The sequence below is a fragment of the Halomonas profundus genome (assembly GCF_020865425.1).
Taxonomy (GTDB): domain Bacteria; phylum Pseudomonadota; class Gammaproteobacteria; order Pseudomonadales; family Halomonadaceae; genus Vreelandella; species Vreelandella titanicae.
The window spans coordinates 2729488-2748520 of the sequence record NZ_CP086344.1; the positions used below are offsets into that span (position 1 = coordinate 2729488).

Genomic DNA, 19033 nt, shown 5'->3' on the forward strand with positions numbered 1-19033 from the left:
CGCCGCGTCAGCTAAACGCTGCTCGCGATTAATAAATTCTCCGACAAAGAGTGTTTTCTCATGTCATCAATACCCCCAGTGGCGGCTGATACAGCCACCACAACCGTCGTTATCTATTCCGGTGGAATGGACTCTTTTACCGTGCTTCATCGCGCGCTGCGAGAAGGGCTTAGCGTACACGCGCTTTCGTTTGACTATGGTCAGCGGCATGCTCGCGAACTCGACACTGCACGCCAAGTGTGCGCCTCGCTGGGGCTACCCCATCAAGTAGTCGATATTCGCGCCATACACGGCCTGATTGATAATTCGGCGCTCACCAATCCAGACCAAGCAATGCCCAAGGGCGACTATGATGCGGACAACCTGCGCGCTACCGTCGTACCCAATCGCAATATGATCTTGCTCTCCCTGGCGATTGCCAAGGCTGTGAACATTGGCGCAGAACGAGTCGACTACGGCGCCCATGGCGGCGACCACATTCTCTACCCCGACTGCCGCCCCGAATTCGTCGAGGCAATGAACCATGTCGCGGGCATCGCCAACTTCGAGCCAGTGAAGCTACACGCCCCTTATCTCAAAGTAAGCAAGGCCGACATACTGCGTGAAGGCCTGGCAATGGGATTGGATTACCGCCATACCTGGACCTGCTACGAAGGCCGTGAACTTGCCTGCGGCGTATGCGGCAGCTGCCGCGAGCGGCTGGACGCCTTTGCCGCCAACGGTGTTACCGATCCATTGGCTTACAGCGTAGACAGCGCAGTAGGTCAGCGCTGATGTATCAGGTCAAAGAAGCCTTTTACACCCTCCAGGGGGAAGGTGCCCAAGCGGGCAGAGCGAGCGTTTTCTGTCGTTTCAGTGGCTGCAATCTGTGGTCGGGCCGTGAAATTGATCGGGCGACGGCTAAATGCACCTTTTGCGATACTGACTTTATTGGCACTAACGGCATCAATGGCGGCAAGTTTGCCACTGCCACCGCCCTCGCTGAACACATTGCCGGACTCTGGCCCAGCCAACTCGGTGACGCCAAGTCGCATGCGACGCCCTATGTGGTGTTTACCGGCGGCGAGCCACTGCTGCAGCTTGACGCAGCGCTGATTGCCACACTGCATAGCCATGGGTTTGAGGTGGCCGTCGAGACCAACGGTACGCTGGCTCCGCCACCAGGTATTGACTGGCTATGTGTCAGCCCTAAGGGTAGCAATCCGCTAGCCATTACCCAAGGCGACGAGTTAAAGCTTGTCTACCCTCAGGTGGACGCTCCCCCGGAGCAGTTTTCAGGCCTAGGGTTTCGCCACTTCTTTCTACAGCCGATGGATCTTGCCCCTCTCAATCAGGATAAGACCACCGTTGCTGAAGCGACCGCCTACTGCATGGCTAACCCCCAGTGGCGCTTATCGCTACAAATGCACAAATTAGCAGGTTTTGATTAATGTCCCTATTCGTAAACCAACTGACCCATATTGACGTTTCCCTTTGGTGTTCCGAACGCGGCTTAGTGGGCTGTAGCTGGCAGGTGGACGCAGTGCTGGATGGCGAGCTGGGTGAAGATGGCATGCTGTTCGATTTTGGGGAAGTCAAACCGTGGATCAAACGCACGCTAGACAGCGGCCTCGATCATACTCTGCTGGTACCTACTCAGGCGCCTGGGGTCACGGTGACGGAGTGCCCCGAAGGTGTGTGCGTGCGAACCACCACGCCCTATCCGATGGAAGTGCGCGGCCCCAAAGAGGCGTTTAGCCTGCTGCCATGGCAAGCCATTGAGCTTGACACGGTCGCTGAGCACTTAAGTCAGCAGCTCACTGAAGAACGGCCTGAGAATGTCCATCAGGTTACCCTTACGCTTAGCGACGAGGCCATCGCTGGCGCTGCCTATGGCTACTCGCACGGCCTGAAGCGCCATTTAGGCAACTGCCAGCGTATCGCTCACGGCCACCGTTCGCGGCTACATATCTTTCAGCAAGAGCTGCGTCAACCTAAGCTCGAACAACAGTGGGCCGCATGGCTGGAAAATCGCTACCTGCTTGAAGAGGCGGATATCACCTCACGGGATAACGATTTCCTTACCTGCGGCTATCGCGCCGCCCAAGGTGATTTCTCCATTACGCTGCCACAGTCGCTATGCGCAGTCCTCCCCGGCCCCACCACGGTAGAAAATATCGCCGCCTGGCTGGCAAAAGAGGTTGCCACGCAAAGCGGCGTAACCACGCGCGTCCAGGCCTTCGAGGGCATCAACAAGGGCGCGATTGCCGTATGTTCACCTAGTCCAAGTGCTAGGCTATGAGTGAAGGGTGTCGTGCGGGGTGTGGCGCCTGCTGCATCGCACCTTCAATTAGCTCAGCTATCCCCGGCATGCCTGAGGGCAAGCCGGCGGGCGTTCGCTGCGTGCAGTTAGACGAGGACAACCTGTGCCGTTTGTTCGGGGATCCGAGCCGCCCCAGGGTCTGCGAGCGGTTTAACTTTGACGCTAGTGTGTGCGGCGAGAACCGGGAAGAGGCGCTCGCCACTTTGGCGTGGCTGGAGCAGGACACCCGTTAAAGAGAGCGCCCTGCTTTAGCTTATCAACCTTCAGCGCCTACCGGCCGAGGCAAACGGCGATCCAACAAGCTGATCCAACGGGTTAGCACCGGCGCATCGCTGTGGCTGACTTCGCTCAATAGCTGCCTAAAACTCTCTTTCGCCTGCTGGTCGTTGGGCTCAATACGCGTCAGCCATAGCTCAAGGGCCGCTAGCTCCTGGTGGCGATTGCCGTGCTCGCGGGACTGGTTTATCGCCATCTCAGCCAATGCCTTGACTTCATTGGCGGGGTGTCCAAGCAGATCACGCACTTTGGCCAGTTGGGTGGCTAATTCGGGCAAAAATAGCGTGGTACGCTCACGGGCAATCACCAAGCACTGGTCGAGGTACTCCTCTGCGGCATTTAACTCGCCTAGTTCAATGCAGGCATCCGAGTACCACAGCACCGGCCGCTGGTAGCGGTCACGACCGTTCAGCTCCGCCATCTGATCCAGGCTATCGCGTAACTGAGTCAACCCGGTAGTATCACCTGCCAGAGCTCGTTGCCAACCAAGAATGCACTGGCTGGAGATTTGCCACAGCTGTAAATCGGGCGTTCCGGTCATTGCCGCCGCCCGCTCCGCATGCCGCGCGGCCAAATGGACGTGGCCCAGCTGACGATAGAGCGCAGCGGCAAATAGCAGCGCCAGCGCCAAGGTACCGGGGTGGGCAATCTTCTCCGCCAGCCGAATAGCCGCCGACACTTGCCGCTCGGCACGCTGATAATCACCACGCAGGCAGAGCGCCCAGCCCTGAAAGCAGGCGGCCGAAACTTGCGGATGATCGGAGAACGGTAGCCACTCGATCATCATTTGCGCATTGAGCGGATCGATTTCATCTAAATGGTCGTGAGCCTGCTGAATGCGACCCGCCCAGTACTCGCAGTTAGCGCGGGCATAGTCGGCCAAACGACGATAGCGAGGGTCTTCAAGGCGTGAAGCGAGATCAGCGAGCGTCGACGCCAGTGCAAAGGCATCGGCATGAGCATAGCGCTGACTACGCCCCACCCAAAGCCCCCATTTGACTAGGAATATCTGCTCAAGATCTTCTGGATCCTCCAATCTATCGGTACCCGATTCGCGCAGCAGTTCCCTCGCACGCACAAAGCTTTCGTGAGCGGTAGGCGAGCCGTGGCCCTCAAGCGAGAACGCCGCCTGACCGCGCACGGTGAGCAGACTTACTTCACGCTCAATCTCATGCTCGACGTGGCGCAAGCTCGCCAAACCGAAATCGGCCATGCGTAGCGCGGTTCGGTTGGCACTCACCTTGAGCGCTTCACGGGCGGCCAATTCGAAATAGCGTGCACCACGGGCATAATGACCGCTCCGGCGCAGGTGAGTGGCAAAATCGCCGGGGTGGCGACTAATCCAGACAGGGAAGCGCTCCTCTATTAGGGTCACTACTTGTTGGTGCAGCTTGACCCGCACATCCCGCGGGCAAGAAAGGTAGGCAGCTTCTTGCAGCAACTGGTGGCTAAACTGATATTCGTGCTCGCCGCTCTCTTTATCGACCGGCTCGACAATCTCCAGCGCCCGCATATGTTCGAGCGCCTGGTTAAGTCGCCCTTTTTCCCAGCCGCTACACTCCAGTAGGAAATCCAACCGGAAACGCTTACCCAGCACTGCCGCTACGTGGGCAATTTCGCGGTCACCCTCAAGCTGATCAATACGGCTTGCCAGCAGCCCTAACAATCCTTTGGGCAGTTCATCGAACTGGACACTACGCCCTTCGCGACGATCCATATCCAGACGCCGACAAATTTCCTGCATATAGAGCGGCACGCCATCGCAGCGCTCAATAATCTGGTTACGTAACCGTGGGCTCAAATGAATGCGGTAGCGCCGTGACAGCTGTGACAATAGCCGTGAAGACTGCTGCGGATCCAGATTCCCCAAACTAATCTGTTGATCCCAATGCAGCTTCACCGGCAGCAGTTCTCGGCCGTGGTGGCTAGCCACCAACATGAAGGCGGTATTGATAGGTAAACGTGCCTGAAGCCCCGCGAGCACTTTAAGCGACGGCTCATCAAGCCACTGTAAATCATCAACCATCAGCACCAGGGTATGAGTGGTCGCCTGGCGCTCGATTAAGCGGTGCAGCAACATCACCACCAATTCAACGGCTTCACCGCTTTGGGCAAGCTGGGTGATCTCCTGAACTTCGTGCACCCCAAGCGCCTCTTCCAACAGGTGCTGACGCTCGGGCGTAAGCTGGTCAAACTCAAGCGTTGCCTGTAGCTCGTGAATCGCCTCGATAGTCAGCGGTTGCTTGAGATACCAGCCCACCAGAGTCCGGGCAACGCCGTAGGGATCTAGCACCGACAGCCTCGTGGTGGGCTGCCAGCAAATTGCCGCATCGCGACTAAGTTCTAACTGGCGGAAACCGACCATCAGCGCCGATTTGCCCATGCCAGATGCCCCGCGAACTAACACGCTTTGACGCAAACCTATACCTGCCCGCGCCAACGCGTCGCGCAGCGTACGCAGCGAGGTTTCACGCCCGACCAGGCTAGGCGGCAGTGCATCGCGACCGCCTTCGTTTAGGCCCAGCACTAAAGCGCGCAGTCGAACGCGACCATCGCTAGCCACCAAACGCGATACCAAGCGTGGCTGTAGATCAAGCGCGGGCGGCATGTGCTGACTGGCTTCTTGTGAGATCACTAGCTCACTGCCTTCAGCTGCGCTCATTAGCTCCAGCGAGGTTTGGGTGACTTGCCCCAGCGGGTCCGCCAATTGCCGCTCGGGCAAGTAGACGACTTGCCCACTGTGCAAACCAGCAGCTAACTCAAATTGCGGCACTTCGCCTTCGCCAGACCAGTGGCGAGCACTCTCCTGGGGAAGCGCCTGACGGCAGTGCTCATAGAGCGCCACTAACTCAGCCAGTTGGTGAGCAGGCCCATGGGTACCGAAACACGCCAGCCCCAAGCCACCAGTGGCGCCAGGCAGCCAGAAGCCGCCCAAGTGATGGCACTGCTGCTCTAGCCATCGCAACAGCTCTAACTGCAGAGTGAGGCAATGTCGGGTCGCGGCTCGGTCTTGCCACTCCCCTTTCAGGCGCAGCCGGATAGCCATCACGGAAAGTTGGCGCAGCTCAATCTCATCTTCACGCAGCGGTTTACTGTCTGCCGCCAGCGCGCGGGAAAACGCGCCCTGGGGACTCATCATCCGGGGGTCATGGTGGCCGTCAGACCAGTAGCTTGCCAACTGTAAGAAGCTAGGTTCAGGCTGCTGGCCTGACAACGCCAGTAGCTGCAAGTAGCTATTATACTGCTCGTGCGCGGCGGCCATTTGATTCTGTTCAGCCAGTTGGCGAACCAAGCGCTCATGAAACGGGCCATAGCCGGAAAAGCGACTGACCAGTGTTTCCAGGATCAGGTCAGGCACATCGGTATGTGCTTCAAGTACTTGTTCAGCAAAACGAATGACGCGCTGGCGCCACTCATTCCGCACCTGGACTAACCAGCGCTGAAACTCACTACAGGTGGCCAATTGAAGTTCTTCAATCAGGTCACCTTGGTAACAGGTCATCAGTGCTTCCAGGGTATCCAAGTCGCGCGGCCCTTCAAGCAGTTGTTGCAGTGTATGCAGGTCGACTTTCCAATTGGCCGGAAGCTGGAAGGCAATCGTTTGCCGTGAGACGCTTAATACTTGGTCGGCGCTCTCCCCCAACGACTGGCGTAAACAGTGCAGCGCGTGACGCAGGTTAGTTCTGCCTGAGGATAACCCTTGGTCAGGCCACAGCAGTTCCGCCAGCGCGGCGCGGTTAACCGGCTGACGATGCAGCAGCAGATAAACGAGCAGCGCCTTCACTTTGTCATAGCTAAAGTGGGTTAATACGTCTTCGCCCTGGGTAAGCGAAAAGTGACCAAAGAGAGTTAACTGGTCTGTCTCACGAGCATCGCGCATGATAAACATCCTGCCGGGCTAAGCGGGTTAAGCTGGCACACCGCTATGGAAACGAAAAGCCGTATCGGGCGTAGTAATCAGCTCCGCTTCACGCGCTACAAAAAAAGCGATCCGCTCATCAATAGAGCCCGATGTCTGCTGGCGAGCCAGTAATAGGTAGTCCTCAAAGTGACGGCCTTCTGACTTCACCAGGGTGCGATAAAACTTGGCGAGCTCTTCATCTAAATACGGAATCAAGCAAGCGAATCGTTCGCAACTACGCGCTTCGATAAGGGCGCCAATGATGAGCACATCGATTAACCGTTCGGGATCATTGCTGCGCAGGTGTCGCCTAAGGCCTTCCGCGTAGCGTGAAGCGGTCAAGTGTTGGTAGGTCACCCCACGCGTCTCCATGAGCGCAACCACTTGCTCGAAATGGAGCAACTCTTCGCGCGCCAATTGCGACATTTTGCTTAGCAGAAGTGGCTGATCAACGTAGCGATAGAGCAAACTCATGGCGGTGGAAGCGGCTTTTTTTTCACACTGAGCGTGGTCGACCAGCAGCGTTTCAGGATTCTCTAACGCCCATTGCAGCCACGCCTCAGGTGTTGCACAGGCCAAAAACTGGTGCAAACTTTCCGGCAGCAGATCATCCGCTTTCACCGCATGATCAGCCGTTTGTAAGGCATTCTTTTGTTTAGAGGGCGGAAGTGTACCGGGTTGTATCAACATAACACCATTACCGAGCTTATATCTCACTATTGTACAACATATAAGCGCGCAAGGCGCTTACAGTTCCCTGTTGAATTGCGTTCTTCATACCCTGAATCGCTTATTACTAATGTAGTTGCGCGCTTAAAAATGCTCCACACACTTTTAATCAGCTCGCTTACGTAAGTACCACAGCAGTTAGATAGCGCTAAGGTCATAAAGTGAGGACTATGGTAACGCGCTGTAACGACAATCACACCTGCACAACCTGTGGTTAGCCCGTAAATGGGGAAAAAACTTTCCTGTTTTTACGCCAATAGGCTAATAAAAAGCGTTTTTTTGATCCGTTTAAATCAAGGTATCAACATAAAGTACAAGAGTCGTCTTTGCTTGCCAGCTTAACATTGTCGACAGTTTGCCGTAGAATCGCAGCCATCCAACCACACGCTGTTTGTCAAGCGTATGTCATATGTGATCGGCTCCACTCTACACCCACTGCGCGGCCACCACCGTGCACCGTGCAGGCCATCACCATAAAGTAAATGAAACGTGAATGAGAGGGCCCCAACGTGCTTGAAGCTTACCGCCAACATGTCGAGGAACGTGCAGCTGAGGGCGTCCCGCCCAAACCCCTAAACGCCGAACAAGTAGCCTTACTGGTTGAGCTGCTGAAGACGCCACCGGCCGGTGAAGAGGAGTTTATCCTCGACTTAATCACCAACCGCGTTCCGCCGGGCGTTGACGAGGCAGCTTATGTAAAAGCAGGCTTTCTTACCGCCATTGCGAAAGGTGAAGCGAGCTCTCCGCTGATCGACAAGATTCACGCCGTCAAGCTACTGGGTACCATGCAGGGTGGCTACAACATCGTTTCAATGGTGGAGCTACTCGATAACGAGGAGCTTGCCCGAGAAGCAGGCGAGCAGCTCAAGCACACACTGCTGATGTTCGACGCCTTCCATGATGTGGAAAGCCGCGCCAAGAACGGCAACAGCGTCGCTAAAGAGGTTATTCAGTCCTGGGCAGACGCCGAGTGGTTCCTGTCTAAGCCGGCACTGGCTGAAAAAATCACCTTGAGCGTGTTTAAAGTCCCGGGCGAAACCAATACCGACGACCTGTCTCCCGCGCCGGATGCCTGGTCACGTCCGGATATTCCGCTCCATGCCAACGCCATGCTCAAAAACGAGCGCGACGGCATTGAGCCAGTGGTTCCAGGTACCACTGGCCCGCTCAAGCAGATCGAAGACGTTAAAGCCAAAGGCTTTCCCGTCGTTTATGTAGGCGACGTGGTCGGCACCGGCTCATCGCGTAAGTCAGCCACTAACTCGGTACTGTGGTTCTTCGGCGACGATATCCCCTACGCTCCTAACAAGCGCGCTGGCGGTTTCTGCTTTGGTAGTAAAATTGCGCCTATTTTCTTTAACACCATGGAAGATTCGGGCGCCTTGCCGATTGAGATGGACGTCACCAACCTGAATATGGGCGATGTCATCGATGTTTACCCCTACGCAGGTAAAGTGTGCAAGCACGATAGCGACGAGGTAATCACCACCTTCGAGCTTAAAACGCAGCTGATTCTGGATGAAGTACGCGCTGGCGGCCGTATTCCCCTGATCATCGGCCGTGGTTTGACTGGCAAGGCGCGTGAGTCACTGGGCCTGCCCACCTCTGACGTTTTCCGCCTACCTGACCAGCCTAAAGATACCAGCAAAGGCTTCACCTTAGCGCAGAAAATGGTCGGTAAAGCGTGCGGTTTAGAGGGCGTTCGTCCCGGCATGTACTGCGAGCCCAAGATGACTACCGTTGGCTCGCAAGACACCACCGGCCCGATGACCCGTGATGAGCTGAAAGACCTTGCCTGCCTGGGCTTCCAAGCCGACCTAGTCATGCAGTCGTTCTGCCACACCGCGGCTTATCCGAAGCCCGTAGATGTGGATACTCACCACACCCTGCCCGACTTCATCATGAACCGTGGCGGCGTTTCGCTGCGCCCCGGTGACGGTATCATCCACAGCTGGCTCAACCGCATGCTGCTGCCTGATACGGTGGGCACCGGCGGTGACTCGCACACCCGTTTCCCGCTCGGCATCTCATTCCCGGCGGGTTCAGGCCTGGTAGCGTTTGCCGCGGCCACCGGCGTTATGCCGCTGGATATGCCGGAGTCGGTACTGGTTCGCTTCAAGGGCAAGCGCCAGCCTGGTGTTACGCTACGCGATTTGGTTCACGCTATTCCGCTCTACGCCATCAAGCAAGGCTTGCTGACCGTTGATAAATCCAACAAGAAAAATGCCTTCTCCGGGCGTGTGTTGGAAATCGAAGGACTTGAAGATTTAACCGTTGAGCAAGCCTTCGAGCTTTCTGATGCATCCGCCGAGCGCTCCGCCGCTGGCTGTACCATTACGCTGTCTGAAGAGAGCGTTGCCGAGTACTTGAAGTCCAACATCACCCTGTTGAAGTGGATGATGGGCAACGGTTATGGCGATGAACGCACCATTAGCCGTCGTATTGAAGGCATGGAAGCGTGGCTGGCCAACCCCAGCTTGATGCGTGCCGACCAGGATGCCGAGTACACCGAAGTTATCGAAATTGATCTGGCTGAAATTAAAGAGCCGGTTCTTTGTGCACCGAATGACCCGGACGATGCGCGCCTGCTGTCTGAAGTCGCTGGCCAGAAAATCGACGAAGTCTTTATCGGTTCATGCATGACCAACATCGGCCACTTCCGGGCTGCTGGCAAACTGCTTGAGAAGCAGCCTGCCGGTAGCTTAAAAACCCGGCTGTGGCTGGCACCACCGACGAAAATGGATCAGCATCAGCTGACCGAAGAGGGCTACTACGGTATTTATGGCCGTGCCGGTGCCCGTATGGAGATGCCGGGTTGTTCATTGTGTATGGGTAACCAGGCCCGCGTTGCCGCTAAGAGCACCGTGGTGTCTACGTCTACACGTAACTTCCCGAACCGTTTGGGTGACGGTGCCAATGTGTACCTCGCCTCTGCGGAACTGGCGGCCGTTGCCGCAGTAGAAGGACGCCTACCCAGCGTTGAAGAGTATCAACGCTATATGGGTGAGTTTGACGCTATGGCGGGCGAGATTTATCGTTATATGAACTTTCACGAGATTGAGGAGTATCAAAAGATAGCCTCAAACGTGATTCCGGTCGCTCAAGAAGCCTAACGCTTGTTAAGCACTTGAGATAGACCGCCCCATCGCCGATGCTCGCACCATCGCAGAAGATGTGACACGTTGCATTTTCTGAGTCGATGACCGAACGCCCCGCCACTGTTTTACAGGGCGGGGCGTTTTTTATGCTCTACCTTTCTAAACTGTCCGGTAATCCAACAGTGTTTACCCTTAGGAGCTTGTGATGACGAAGTCGATTGATATAGTGACGCCCGATCTCTGCGATGCGCATCCAGAGGTTGCGGTGCTTGACCCGTTATTTGCCAATTTTGGCGGGCTTGAAGCTTTCTATGGCCCTATTCGTACAATCAAATGCTTTGAAGATAACTCCATGGTGAAACAGGCCGTTGCCGAGCCGGGTAACGGCGTGGTGCTGGTGGTGGATGCGGGTGGTTCGCACCGCTGCGCCATGCTGGGGGATATGCTCGCCGAGCAGGCCGTCGCCAACGGCTGGGCAGGGATCGTTATGTACGGCTGCGTGCGCGATGTGGATATACTCGCCGCCCTGCCGATTGGCGTTCAGGCGCTAGGCAGCCATCCGCGCAAAAGCGAAAAACGCGGCGAAGGACAACGCGATATTGACGTCACCTTTGCTGGTGTTACTCTTCAGCCTGGACAGTGGCTGTATGCAGATAACAACGGCATTATTGTTGCCGAGCAAGAGCTGCCACTTTCCTAACAAAGACCTCCGTAGTCATTAAATTTGTCTTAAAAGAGCCTCTTGCCAGGTGTGGCGGTTACTGCCACCCTGGTGGCTCATTCTTACCGTTTAATAACGATGCAGCCTTTGACCTACCTTGGCTCTGCCTTACTACGCACGCTGCGCGATCATCTTCGCCCACTGATCGCCTACCACCTGTTTTTTACCCTGCTTGCCTCAGCCTTGCTGCTGCCAGCGATCACCTGGATGACACGCTGGCTGCTTGCCCAACTCAACCGTACAGTGGTCACCAACGATGAATTGATCGCACTACTGTTTAGCCCGCTGGGTTTGGTAGGCATGCTGGTAGGGCTTGGGTTCGCTTTTTTGATTATTTACTGGCAGCAGGCAGGCATGCTGCAGGTCGCCGTCAGGCCCCGTGACAATCACTATCGGCTGGCCCTTGAAGCGCTCTGGCTAAGCACCCGTCGGCTACCTGCCCTCGCGGGTCTTGTCATACTCCAGGTAGGCACCCACTTAGTACTGCTCGTGCCCTTTATGGCTGGGCTCGCGTGGCTTTACGATTTCTGGCTGAGTGGTATAGACCCCTACTATCTTCAGCGCGTGCGTCCCCCTGCACTGTGGTATTTCATGGCGTGCGCGCTGCCACTGATTATTGCCTGGGTATGGGTAGCGTCATGGCTCTACCTGCGCTGGCTATTGGCGCTCCCCCTCGTTGCGTTGGAAAGCTGTAACCCCTGGCAGGCACTTAAACGAAGCGTTAGCTTAACCCGCGGCTGGCGCCGCTCCATTGGCGCTGCGGTACTTCTGCTATTGGTCGTGATCGTTAGCCTGCCGCTACTGGTGACACTGCTCTTTGACCGCCTATTCACGCCACTTCTGTGGTGGCTGCCTGAGCATAATGCCGTGCTCATCCCAGCCATGCTGGCCTACTTACTCGGCTATGTGCTGATCACCCTGGCCATTACCTTCATCGGTATTGCCACCAATGCGCTGCTTTCCGCCTGCCTCTATATGCAGCTGGCCCACAGAGAAGCTCGACCCGCACCGCCACCTGAGGATTTTAATGCAGGCAAACTGGCCTGGGCGGTAGAGCTTAGCGTACTCATTTTTGCCGGCCTTCAAGCATGGTGGATACTCAATAGCTTTGAGATACGTGACAACGTCGCGGTGATTGCCCACCGTGGAAGCTCCATGGTGGCCCCCGAAAATACCCTTGCCGCGCTGGAGCAGTCACTACTTGATGGCGCCGACTATATCGAAATAGACGTACGTTTGAGCCGTGACCAACAGGTTATGCTTTACCACGATCGCAGCATGGCGCGGCTAACCGGCGACCCCCGTGAGTTTGGCGAGCTAACCAGAGAACAACTCAGCCAATTCGATGTAGGAAGCTGGTTTGGTGATGCTTATCAAGGTGAGAACATTCCAGGCTTGGATGAAGCGCTGCAAAGAGTGCGCGGAAAAGCCGGACTAATGATCGACATCAAGCCTCTGCCGGGGCAAGAACAGGCGCTAGCCGATGCTGTTATCGAGACTTTGAATGCAGAGAGTGACGTGCGCTATCGCTGCTGGGCGACCCAACAAAGCGCCTTCGACGGCTATACAGCGTGCGGTTTTCCCAATGCGCTAATGGATATGCGCATGGCTACCATGTCCCCATCATTACTTAAACATATCAAAGCCCAAGCACCTGAATTGCGCGTTACCTTACTGGCCCAGCTTATACTGCCCGGCACGCTAAACCGGCGTGACTTTGATGCCCTTGGGCTACGCCATAACCGCATCACGGAAGGGGAAGTTCGCTTAGCGCGACTATACGGTTACGAAATACACGCCTGGACCGTCAATGACCGAGCTCGCATGTCAACGCTGATTGATCTGGGGGTCGATGCAATTATCACCGACTACCCAGATCGTTTAAACGAACTTATTCAAGTCCGCCGCGAATTAAGCGACGGTGCGCTAATGCTAGTGAAGCTGCGCAACTGGCTTCGCCAATAGAGGTTGGTCTAATCGCCCATTACCACCCCTTCACGCCGAGGGTCAGCACCACCAAACAGAGTGCCATCTTCAAGGCGCATAATGGCCTGAAGGCCGCTGGTTAGCTCCCGCTCGCTGACCGTATGACCACGCTCACGCAGGGATTCGATGGTTGCCTCAGGAAAACGCCCCTCTTCCACATAGACATCCCCACCCAAAGTAATAGCATGGGGAAGGTTGAGCGCCTCTTGAGCGCTTAACCCCCAGTCGCGCAGTGCGACTAATGTACGGGCGGTGTAATGAATAATGGCGGCGCCACCTGGTGAGCCCAAACTGGCTACTAGCTCGCCGGTTTCTTGATCAAATACCAGGGTCGGGCTCATGCTGGAGCGGGGACGCTTGCCGGGCTCTACCCGGTTCGCTACGGGCTCGCCATCCACTTCAGGGGTAAATGAAAAATCGGTGAGCTCGTTATTGAGCAGGAAACCACCCGCTAGCCCCGTGCCACCGTCGGACATAACTCGCGAGCCAAACGCCTGCTCGATGGTGGTGGTCATAGCCACCGCGGTGCCCTCCTCATCGACAATACTGATATGGCTAGTACCGTACTCGGGCTGTTCGGGCTGGCTAGCCCAGCTCACGTCAAGCTCCCCAGGGTTACCCGGTTCAGCGCTGTCGCCCATGCTCATCTCTTCGATAAGTGCACTGCGCTGCTCCAAGTATTCCGGGGCTAGCATCAATGACCAATCGCCTCCCGGCGCCTCGACAAAGTCAGGATCGGCGATGTAACGGCCACGATCCGCAAAGGCCAGGCGTGAGGCTTCCAAGAATTGATGCAGCCACCCACTGCTTGCAGCACCACTGTCTAACGGGGCTTCAAGCAGTGGCTGCTGATCAAGCATGCCTAAAATCTGCATCACGGTCAGATGACCCGATGAGGGTGGCGGGAAACCACATACTTCCCACTGTTGCCAAGGCGTACACAGCGGTTCTCGGTTAAGCGCCTGGTAGCCACTCATATCCTCAAGCGTCAAACTGCCTGGACGCTCAGGGTGGTTCTGAACGCGCTCAACGATGTCTTGTGCCACGGCTCCTTCGTACAAGGCGACGCTGCCTTGCTCAGCGACGCGGCGAAGAACGGCTGCCAACGCTGGGTTTTTGAGCGTTTCACCAACGGCGATAGGCTCACCGTCTGAATCATAATAAAACTGGCTCGCTACCAGGTCTTGGCGCAGAAACTCATCACCAGCCAAGCTGGTATGCAACCGATTGCTAACCTCAAAGCCCTCCTCGGCCAGGGTGATTGCCGGGATAAACAGCTCTTCCCAGGCCAGCTCACCGTGCTCAGCGTGGGCTTTCTCAAGCATACGCAGCGTGCCTGGCACTCCCACTGAGAGGCCGCTAACCACTGCTTCATTAAACGCCAGCGGCTCGCCATCCTGCATAAACAGCTCACCGTTAACGCCTTGGGGCGCGGTTTCACGACCATCGTAGGCACGCACTTCATCACCATCGAAGTACATCAAAAAAGCACCACCACCAATACCACTGGACTGAGGCTCAACCAGGTTCAACACCATCTGCACCGCAATGGCCGCATCAATGGCGTTACCACCGGCTTTAAGTACTTGGTAACCGGCATCGGTGGCGAGCGGGTTAGCTGCTGCCACCGCAAATGACTCGGCTTCCCAGCCGGGCTTCTCTTCATAGCCCGATTCGCTTTCAGGGGAAATGGAGGGTGTCTCATAGCTAAACCCCCAACTATACAATGGCGCTACCAGCAGAACAGGTAGCGCATACTTAACCGATTTTGGTGACATCTCAGCGCTCTCCATGACAAGTTAAAAAACCACTCCAAAAGAGTAGCCTATTAAAACATCAACGCCCGGCACAATGGCCGGGCGTAAAGTAAAAACTAGGGTAGGCTCGATTAGTCGATTTTTTGCCCTGCCAGCATAAACCAGGTTTCCAGCACCGCATCGGGGTTGAGTGATACAGAATCGATACCCTGCTCCATCAACCATTTAGCCAAGTCAGGATGGTCTGACGGCCCCTGTCCGCAGATACCAACATATTTGCCCTTCGCCTTACAGGCTTGAATGGCCATGGCCAGGAGCTTTTTAACCGCCCCATTACGCTCGTCAAACAGATGCGCCACGATGCCGGAATCACGATCCAAACCTAACGTTAGCTGGGTCAGGTCGTTTGAACCAATGGAGAAACCATCAAAATACTCAAGGAACTCATCGGCCAGCAGTGCGTTGGCGGGCAGCTCGCACATCATAATCACTTTAAGCCCTGTGGGGCCGCCACGTTCGAGGCCATTAGCCGCCAACAGCTCTACCACCTCACGTGCTTCGTCGGTGGTACGCACAAAGGGCACCATGATTTCGATATTCTCGAAGCCCATCTCTTCACGCACCCGCTTGAGCGCTCGGCACTCGAGTTCAAAGCAGGGCCTGAACGCCTCTGAAATGTAGCGCGATGCCCCCCGGAAACCGAGCATGGGGTTCTCTTCCCCCGGCTCATAGAGTTTGCCGCCAATCAGGTTTTCGTATTCGTTGGACTTAAAGTCGGACAGCCGCACGATGACGCGCTGGGGATGAAACGCTGCCGCTAGCGTGGAGATACCTTCAACCAGTTTATCGACATAGAAGCTGACCGGGTCGGTGTAACCCGCAGTACGTAAATCGATCACCTGCTGTAAATCAACCGGCAGCGTGTCGTACTCCAACAGCGCTTTAGGGTGGACGCCGATCATGCGGTTAATGATAAATTCCAAACGCGCTAAACCCACGCCTGCGTGAGGCAGACTGGCAAACCCAAAGGCGCGGTCAGGGTTGCCCACATTCATCATAATTTTAAAGGGGATTTCCGGCATCGCATCGACGCTGGAGACTTTGCAATCAAACTCCAACAACCCTTCATACACATTGCCGGTATCGCCTTCCGCACAAGAAACCGTGACATCGATACCCTCTTTTAACTGGGTAGTCGCATCACCACAGCCAACGACAGCGGGAATACCCAACTCACGGGCGATAATCGCTGCATGACAGGTACGCCCACCGCGATTGGTGACGATCGCGGAAGCACGTTTCATGATCGGCTCCCAATCCGGGTCGGTCATATCGGTGACCAGGATATCGCCATCATGGATCTTATCCATGTCATCAGGGCTGAGCACGACTTTGACGGTACCCCGGCCAATACGTTGACCAATCGCTCGGCCGGTTATTAACGTACGACCCTTTTCACGCAGCTGGAAGCGCTCGAGTTTACCGCCCTCCTGCTGAGAGACCACCGTTTCAGGACGCGCCTGGACGATGTAAAGCCGACCATCATCGCCATCCAACGCCCACTCAATATCCATGGGCCGCTGGTAGTGCTGCTCGATAGTCATCGCCTGTCGGGCCAGATCCATCACTTGCTGATCGTTGATACAGAAGCGGCCGCGGTCGGCATGGGGCACATCGACGGTCTCAACCGATTTACCGGCGCTGGCATCCTGCCCATAAACCATCTTGATCAGCTTGGAACCTAAATTACGGCGCAGCACCGCCGGGCGGCCCGCCGCCAGGGTCGGCTTGTGCACGTAGAACTCGTCGGGATTGACTGCACCCTGCACCACGGTTTCGCCCAAGCCCCAGGAGCCAGTGACAAAAACGGCGTCTTTAAAGCCGGATTCGGTGTCCAGGGTAAACATAACGCCTGCCGCACCGGTCTCTGAACGCACCATTTTCTGAACGCCCGCCGACAAGGCAACATTTTCGTGGGCGTAGCCACGGTGCACTCGGTAGGAGATCGCACGATCGTTAAACAGCGAGGCAAAAACCTCGTGCACTGCACGCTTGATATTGTCGAAGCCTTCGATATTCAGGAAGGTTTCCTGTTGGCCTGCAAAGGAAGCGTCGGGTAGATCTTCCGCGGTGGCTGAGCTGCGCACGGCTACTTTCAGTTGCGGGTGCTGTTGCTGCAGCTGGCCGTAGGCATCGCGCAGGGCCGATTCAAAGGTAGGAGGTAGCGGCGTATCGATGATCCATTGGCGTATATTGCGGCCCGCCTCAGCCAGCGCTTTAACGTCATCGACGTCCAGACGGGCCAGGGTGGCATTAATGCGCTCGTTTAATCCTTCGTGGGAGAGAAATTCACGATAAGCGTGGGCGGTGGTGGCAAAACCGCCAGGAACCGTCACGCCAGCACCGGACAGGTTAGAAATCATTTCACCCAGCGAGGCGTTTTTACCACCTACGCGTTCGACGTCCGCCATGCCCAGCTGATCGAACCACAGAATGTACTCTTCCACGTAACCCCCTCGCTCATAGATATCTGCATGACCTTGACGATCATGGATAATTGATTGAGACACCCTAGCACCACGCCAATATATTCGCCATTGGTCTAATAGCGAAGAGAGTGGAGGATTTTTACAACAGCAGGGCTTTTTGGGCTATTTATGTAGTCAGATACATTTGAGCCCGCCAAAACGCCCAATGATGACACGTTGTGCTGACAAACAGCTCGGCTCACAATAGCCGTATCACTCACCCGTGGACTTAGTTATGAAACGTACGGCTTTTTTTATTTCAGATGGTACCGGCATCACGGCGGAAAGTTTAGGACGTAGCTTGCTGGCCCAGTTCAGCGATGTTGAGATCGATATGCAGACCAAGCCCTATATCGATACGTTGGAAAAAGCGCAGGCGTTAGCAGCGATTATTGAGTCGACAGCCAACCGGGATGGTCATCGCCCCATTATCATTGACACCATTGTGGATCAACAAATACGCGACGTTATTCGTAAGGCGTCCGGCTTTAAGGTCGATATTTTTTCCACCTTTCTGGAGCCCTTAGAGCAAGAACTAGAGACCCACTCCTCCTACAGCGTTGGGCGCACTCACTCGATAGGCAGCGATGATGTCTACATGGATCGTATCCACTCCGTCCACTTCGCGCTGGATAATGATGACGGTGCACGCACCCACCAATACGATAAAGCGGATATCATCCTGGTTGGCGTCTCGCGCTGCGGCAAAACACCTACTTCGCTTTATCTGGCGCTGCAGTTTGGCATTCGGGCGGCTAACTACCCGCTGACGGAAGACGATTTAGACGAAGATGGCATGCTGAAGCTACCCAAGGCGCTCGTGCCCCATCGGCAAAAGCTGTTTGGGTTAACCATCGATGCGCGACGCTTGTCGGCAATTCGCAACGAGAGACGCCCCAATAGCCGCTATAGCTCGATGGATCAGTGCCTACAAGAAGTGGAACAGGCCGAGTCGCTCTACCGCACCATGCACATTCCCTTCATCGATGCGACGCGCTTCTCGGTGGAGGAGATTTCAACGCGGATGATTGCTGAAACCGGCTTAGCGAGGCGTTTCTCGCCCCGCTAATGTAAAAACTACTACAAAAACTACGCAAGCCCCCAGTGGATTACATGCCTTTGGGGGCAAAAATTCCCGGCGCGTTGCGCCAGTAGCCTTTGTAATCCATACCAAAGCCAAACACATAGCGGTCGGCAACTTCCAGGCTGCAGTAGTCGGCTTTCAACCCAGGCACTGCTTTGCGGTTGTGCTGTTTATCGACCAACACCGCGGTGGTAACGCTGGCGGCCTGGGCCTCTTCGCAGTAAGCCAAAATGGCCGCCAGGGTCGCCCCCTCATCCAGGATATCGTCAACAATCACTACGTGACGGCCCGCCATGGGCACTTCAGGGGAAACGCGCCAAAAAAGCTCACCGCCGCGCAGCTCGTTGCGGTAACGAGTGGCATGCAAATAATCTACTTCCAACGGAAAGCCCAAGCGGGTAAGCAGATGACCGGTGGTAATCAAGCCACCATTCATTACGCAGTAAAAAACCGGCAGTTTATCGCCTAAATCCCGAGTAATCTCTTCCGCCATACGATCCAGCGCCCGCTCTACCTCTTGCTGAGAAATTAGGCAGTCGGCGTTATCCATCAGCTCACGCATCGAGTCCAGCGACTCTAATGCTTCTTTATCCAACTTTGACATCTACCAACTCCACGGCGGGTTAAAACTTCATTTATTTAAGTAAGAGA

General features: G+C 55.7%; 13 protein-coding genes. 8 read left to right on the forward strand and 5 right to left on the reverse strand.

Annotated elements, in window-relative coordinates:
• Positions 1 to 60: 60 nt before the first annotated feature.
• Genes queC through LMS44_RS12365 form a run of 4 tightly spaced genes read left to right on the forward strand, consistent with a single transcriptional unit; the run spans position 61 to position 2535 of the window.
• Positions 61 to 774: a 7-cyano-7-deazaguanine synthase QueC gene (gene queC, locus LMS44_RS12350; RefSeq protein WP_190373150.1), complete on the forward strand. Its 714-nt coding sequence runs from the start codon at positions 61 to 63 to the stop codon at positions 772 to 774.
• Positions 774 to 1430 carry a 7-carboxy-7-deazaguanine synthase gene (queE, locus tag LMS44_RS12355; RefSeq protein WP_022523265.1) on the forward strand — a complete coding sequence of 219 codons (657 nt, stop codon included), beginning with the start codon at positions 774 to 776 and terminating at the stop codon, positions 1428 to 1430. Before queC ends, queE begins: the two co-directional genes overlap by 1 nt.
• Entirely contained in the window at positions 1430 to 2281 is an 852-nt protein-coding gene (locus tag LMS44_RS12360) for a 6-carboxytetrahydropterin synthase (RefSeq protein WP_498945270.1), read from the forward strand. The genes queE and LMS44_RS12360 overlap by 1 nt, the downstream gene beginning before the upstream one ends.
• Positions 2278 to 2535, forward strand: a complete 258-nt coding sequence (locus LMS44_RS12365) for a YkgJ family cysteine cluster protein (RefSeq protein ID WP_476488225.1) — start codon at positions 2278 to 2280, stop codon at positions 2533 to 2535. The genes LMS44_RS12360 and LMS44_RS12365 overlap by 4 nt, the downstream gene beginning before the upstream one ends.
• Before the next feature lie 23 nt (positions 2536 to 2558).
• On the opposite strand, the gene LMS44_RS12370 is transcribed toward LMS44_RS12365, so the two are convergent.
• Positions 2559 to 6458 carry an ATP-binding protein gene (locus LMS44_RS12370; protein ID WP_476488226.1) on the reverse strand — a complete coding sequence of 1300 codons (3900 nt, stop codon included), beginning with the start codon at positions 6456 to 6458 and terminating at the stop codon, positions 2559 to 2561.
• Positions 6459 to 6485: 27 nt separating this feature from the next.
• Positions 6486 to 7169 (reverse strand): MiaE family protein, encoded by a 684-nt coding sequence (locus tag LMS44_RS12375; protein ID WP_041158499.1) that lies wholly within the window; start codon positions 7167 to 7169, stop codon positions 6486 to 6488.
• A gap of 548 nt (positions 7170 to 7717) precedes the next feature.
• Between LMS44_RS12375 and acnB the strand changes: the two genes are divergently transcribed.
• From acnB to LMS44_RS12390, 3 genes are all read left to right on the forward strand, one after another.
• Positions 7718 to 10321: a bifunctional aconitate hydratase 2/2-methylisocitrate dehydratase gene (acnB, locus tag LMS44_RS12380; RefSeq protein ID WP_009286917.1), complete on the forward strand. Its 2604-nt coding sequence runs from the start codon at positions 7718 to 7720 to the stop codon at positions 10319 to 10321.
• Positions 10322 to 10511: 190 nt separating this feature from the next.
• On the forward strand, positions 10512 to 11006 hold the full coding sequence (gene rraA / locus LMS44_RS12385; protein ID WP_414122760.1) for a ribonuclease E activity regulator RraA: 495 nt from the start codon (positions 10512 to 10514) through the stop codon (positions 11004 to 11006).
• 42 nt (positions 11007 to 11048) lie between these two features.
• Positions 11049 to 12992, forward strand: coding sequence for a glycerophosphodiester phosphodiesterase family protein (locus LMS44_RS12390; protein ID WP_498945273.1), 1944 nt, complete (start codon positions 11049 to 11051; stop codon positions 12990 to 12992).
• Positions 12993 to 13000: 8 nt separating this feature from the next.
• On the opposite strand, the gene ggt is transcribed toward LMS44_RS12390, so the two are convergent.
• Both ggt and ppsA read right to left on the reverse strand, forming a co-directional pair.
• Positions 13001 to 14791, reverse strand: coding sequence for a gamma-glutamyltransferase (gene ggt / locus LMS44_RS12395; protein ID WP_414122762.1), 1791 nt, complete (start codon positions 14789 to 14791; stop codon positions 13001 to 13003).
• A 110-nt stretch (positions 14792 to 14901) separates the two neighbouring features.
• Positions 14902 to 17277 (reverse strand): phosphoenolpyruvate synthase, encoded by a 2376-nt coding sequence (ppsA, locus tag LMS44_RS12400; protein WP_027957454.1) that lies wholly within the window; start codon positions 17275 to 17277, stop codon positions 14902 to 14904.
• A gap of 256 nt (positions 17278 to 17533) precedes the next feature.
• Between ppsA and ppsR the strand changes: the two genes are divergently transcribed.
• On the forward strand, positions 17534 to 18367 hold the full coding sequence (gene ppsR, locus LMS44_RS12405; RefSeq protein ID WP_022523255.1) for a posphoenolpyruvate synthetase regulatory kinase/phosphorylase PpsR: 834 nt from the start codon (positions 17534 to 17536) through the stop codon (positions 18365 to 18367).
• A gap of 40 nt (positions 18368 to 18407) precedes the next feature.
• Here the strand turns inward: ppsR and LMS44_RS12410 are convergent, their stop codons facing one another.
• Entirely contained in the window at positions 18408 to 18986 is a 579-nt protein-coding gene (locus LMS44_RS12410) for a hypoxanthine-guanine phosphoribosyltransferase (protein WP_009286922.1), read from the reverse strand.
• Positions 18987 to 19033: the final 47 nt, after the last annotated feature.

Excerpts from the sequence above, each read along its gene's own strand:
- queC (WP_190373150.1), top strand. The coding sequence starts at position 61 with ATGTCATCAATACCCCCAGTGGCGGCTGATACAGCCACCACAACCGTC.
- queE (WP_022523265.1), top strand. The coding sequence starts at position 774 with ATGTATCAGGTCAAAGAAGCCTTTTACACCCTCCAGGGGGAAGGTGCC.
- LMS44_RS12360 (WP_498945270.1), top strand. The coding sequence starts at position 1,430 with ATGTCCCTATTCGTAAACCAACTGACCCATATTGACGTTTCCCTTTGG.
- LMS44_RS12365 (WP_476488225.1), top strand. The coding sequence starts at position 2,278 with ATGAGTGAAGGGTGTCGTGCGGGGTGTGGCGCCTGCTGCATCGCACCT.
- LMS44_RS12370 (WP_476488226.1), bottom strand. The coding sequence starts at position 6,458 with ATGCGCGATGCTCGTGAGACAGACCAGTTAACTCTCTTTGGTCACTTT.
- LMS44_RS12375 (WP_041158499.1), bottom strand. The coding sequence starts at position 7,169 with ATGTTGATACAACCCGGTACACTTCCGCCCTCTAAACAAAAGAATGCC.
- rraA (WP_414122760.1), top strand. The coding sequence starts at position 10,512 with ATGACGAAGTCGATTGATATAGTGACGCCCGATCTCTGCGATGCGCAT.
- ggt (WP_414122762.1), bottom strand. The coding sequence starts at position 14,791 with ATGTCACCAAAATCGGTTAAGTATGCGCTACCTGTTCTGCTGGTAGCG.
- ppsR (WP_022523255.1), top strand. The coding sequence starts at position 17,534 with ATGAAACGTACGGCTTTTTTTATTTCAGATGGTACCGGCATCACGGCG.
- LMS44_RS12410 (WP_009286922.1), bottom strand. The coding sequence starts at position 18,986 with ATGTCAAAGTTGGATAAAGAAGCATTAGAGTCGCTGGACTCGATGCGT.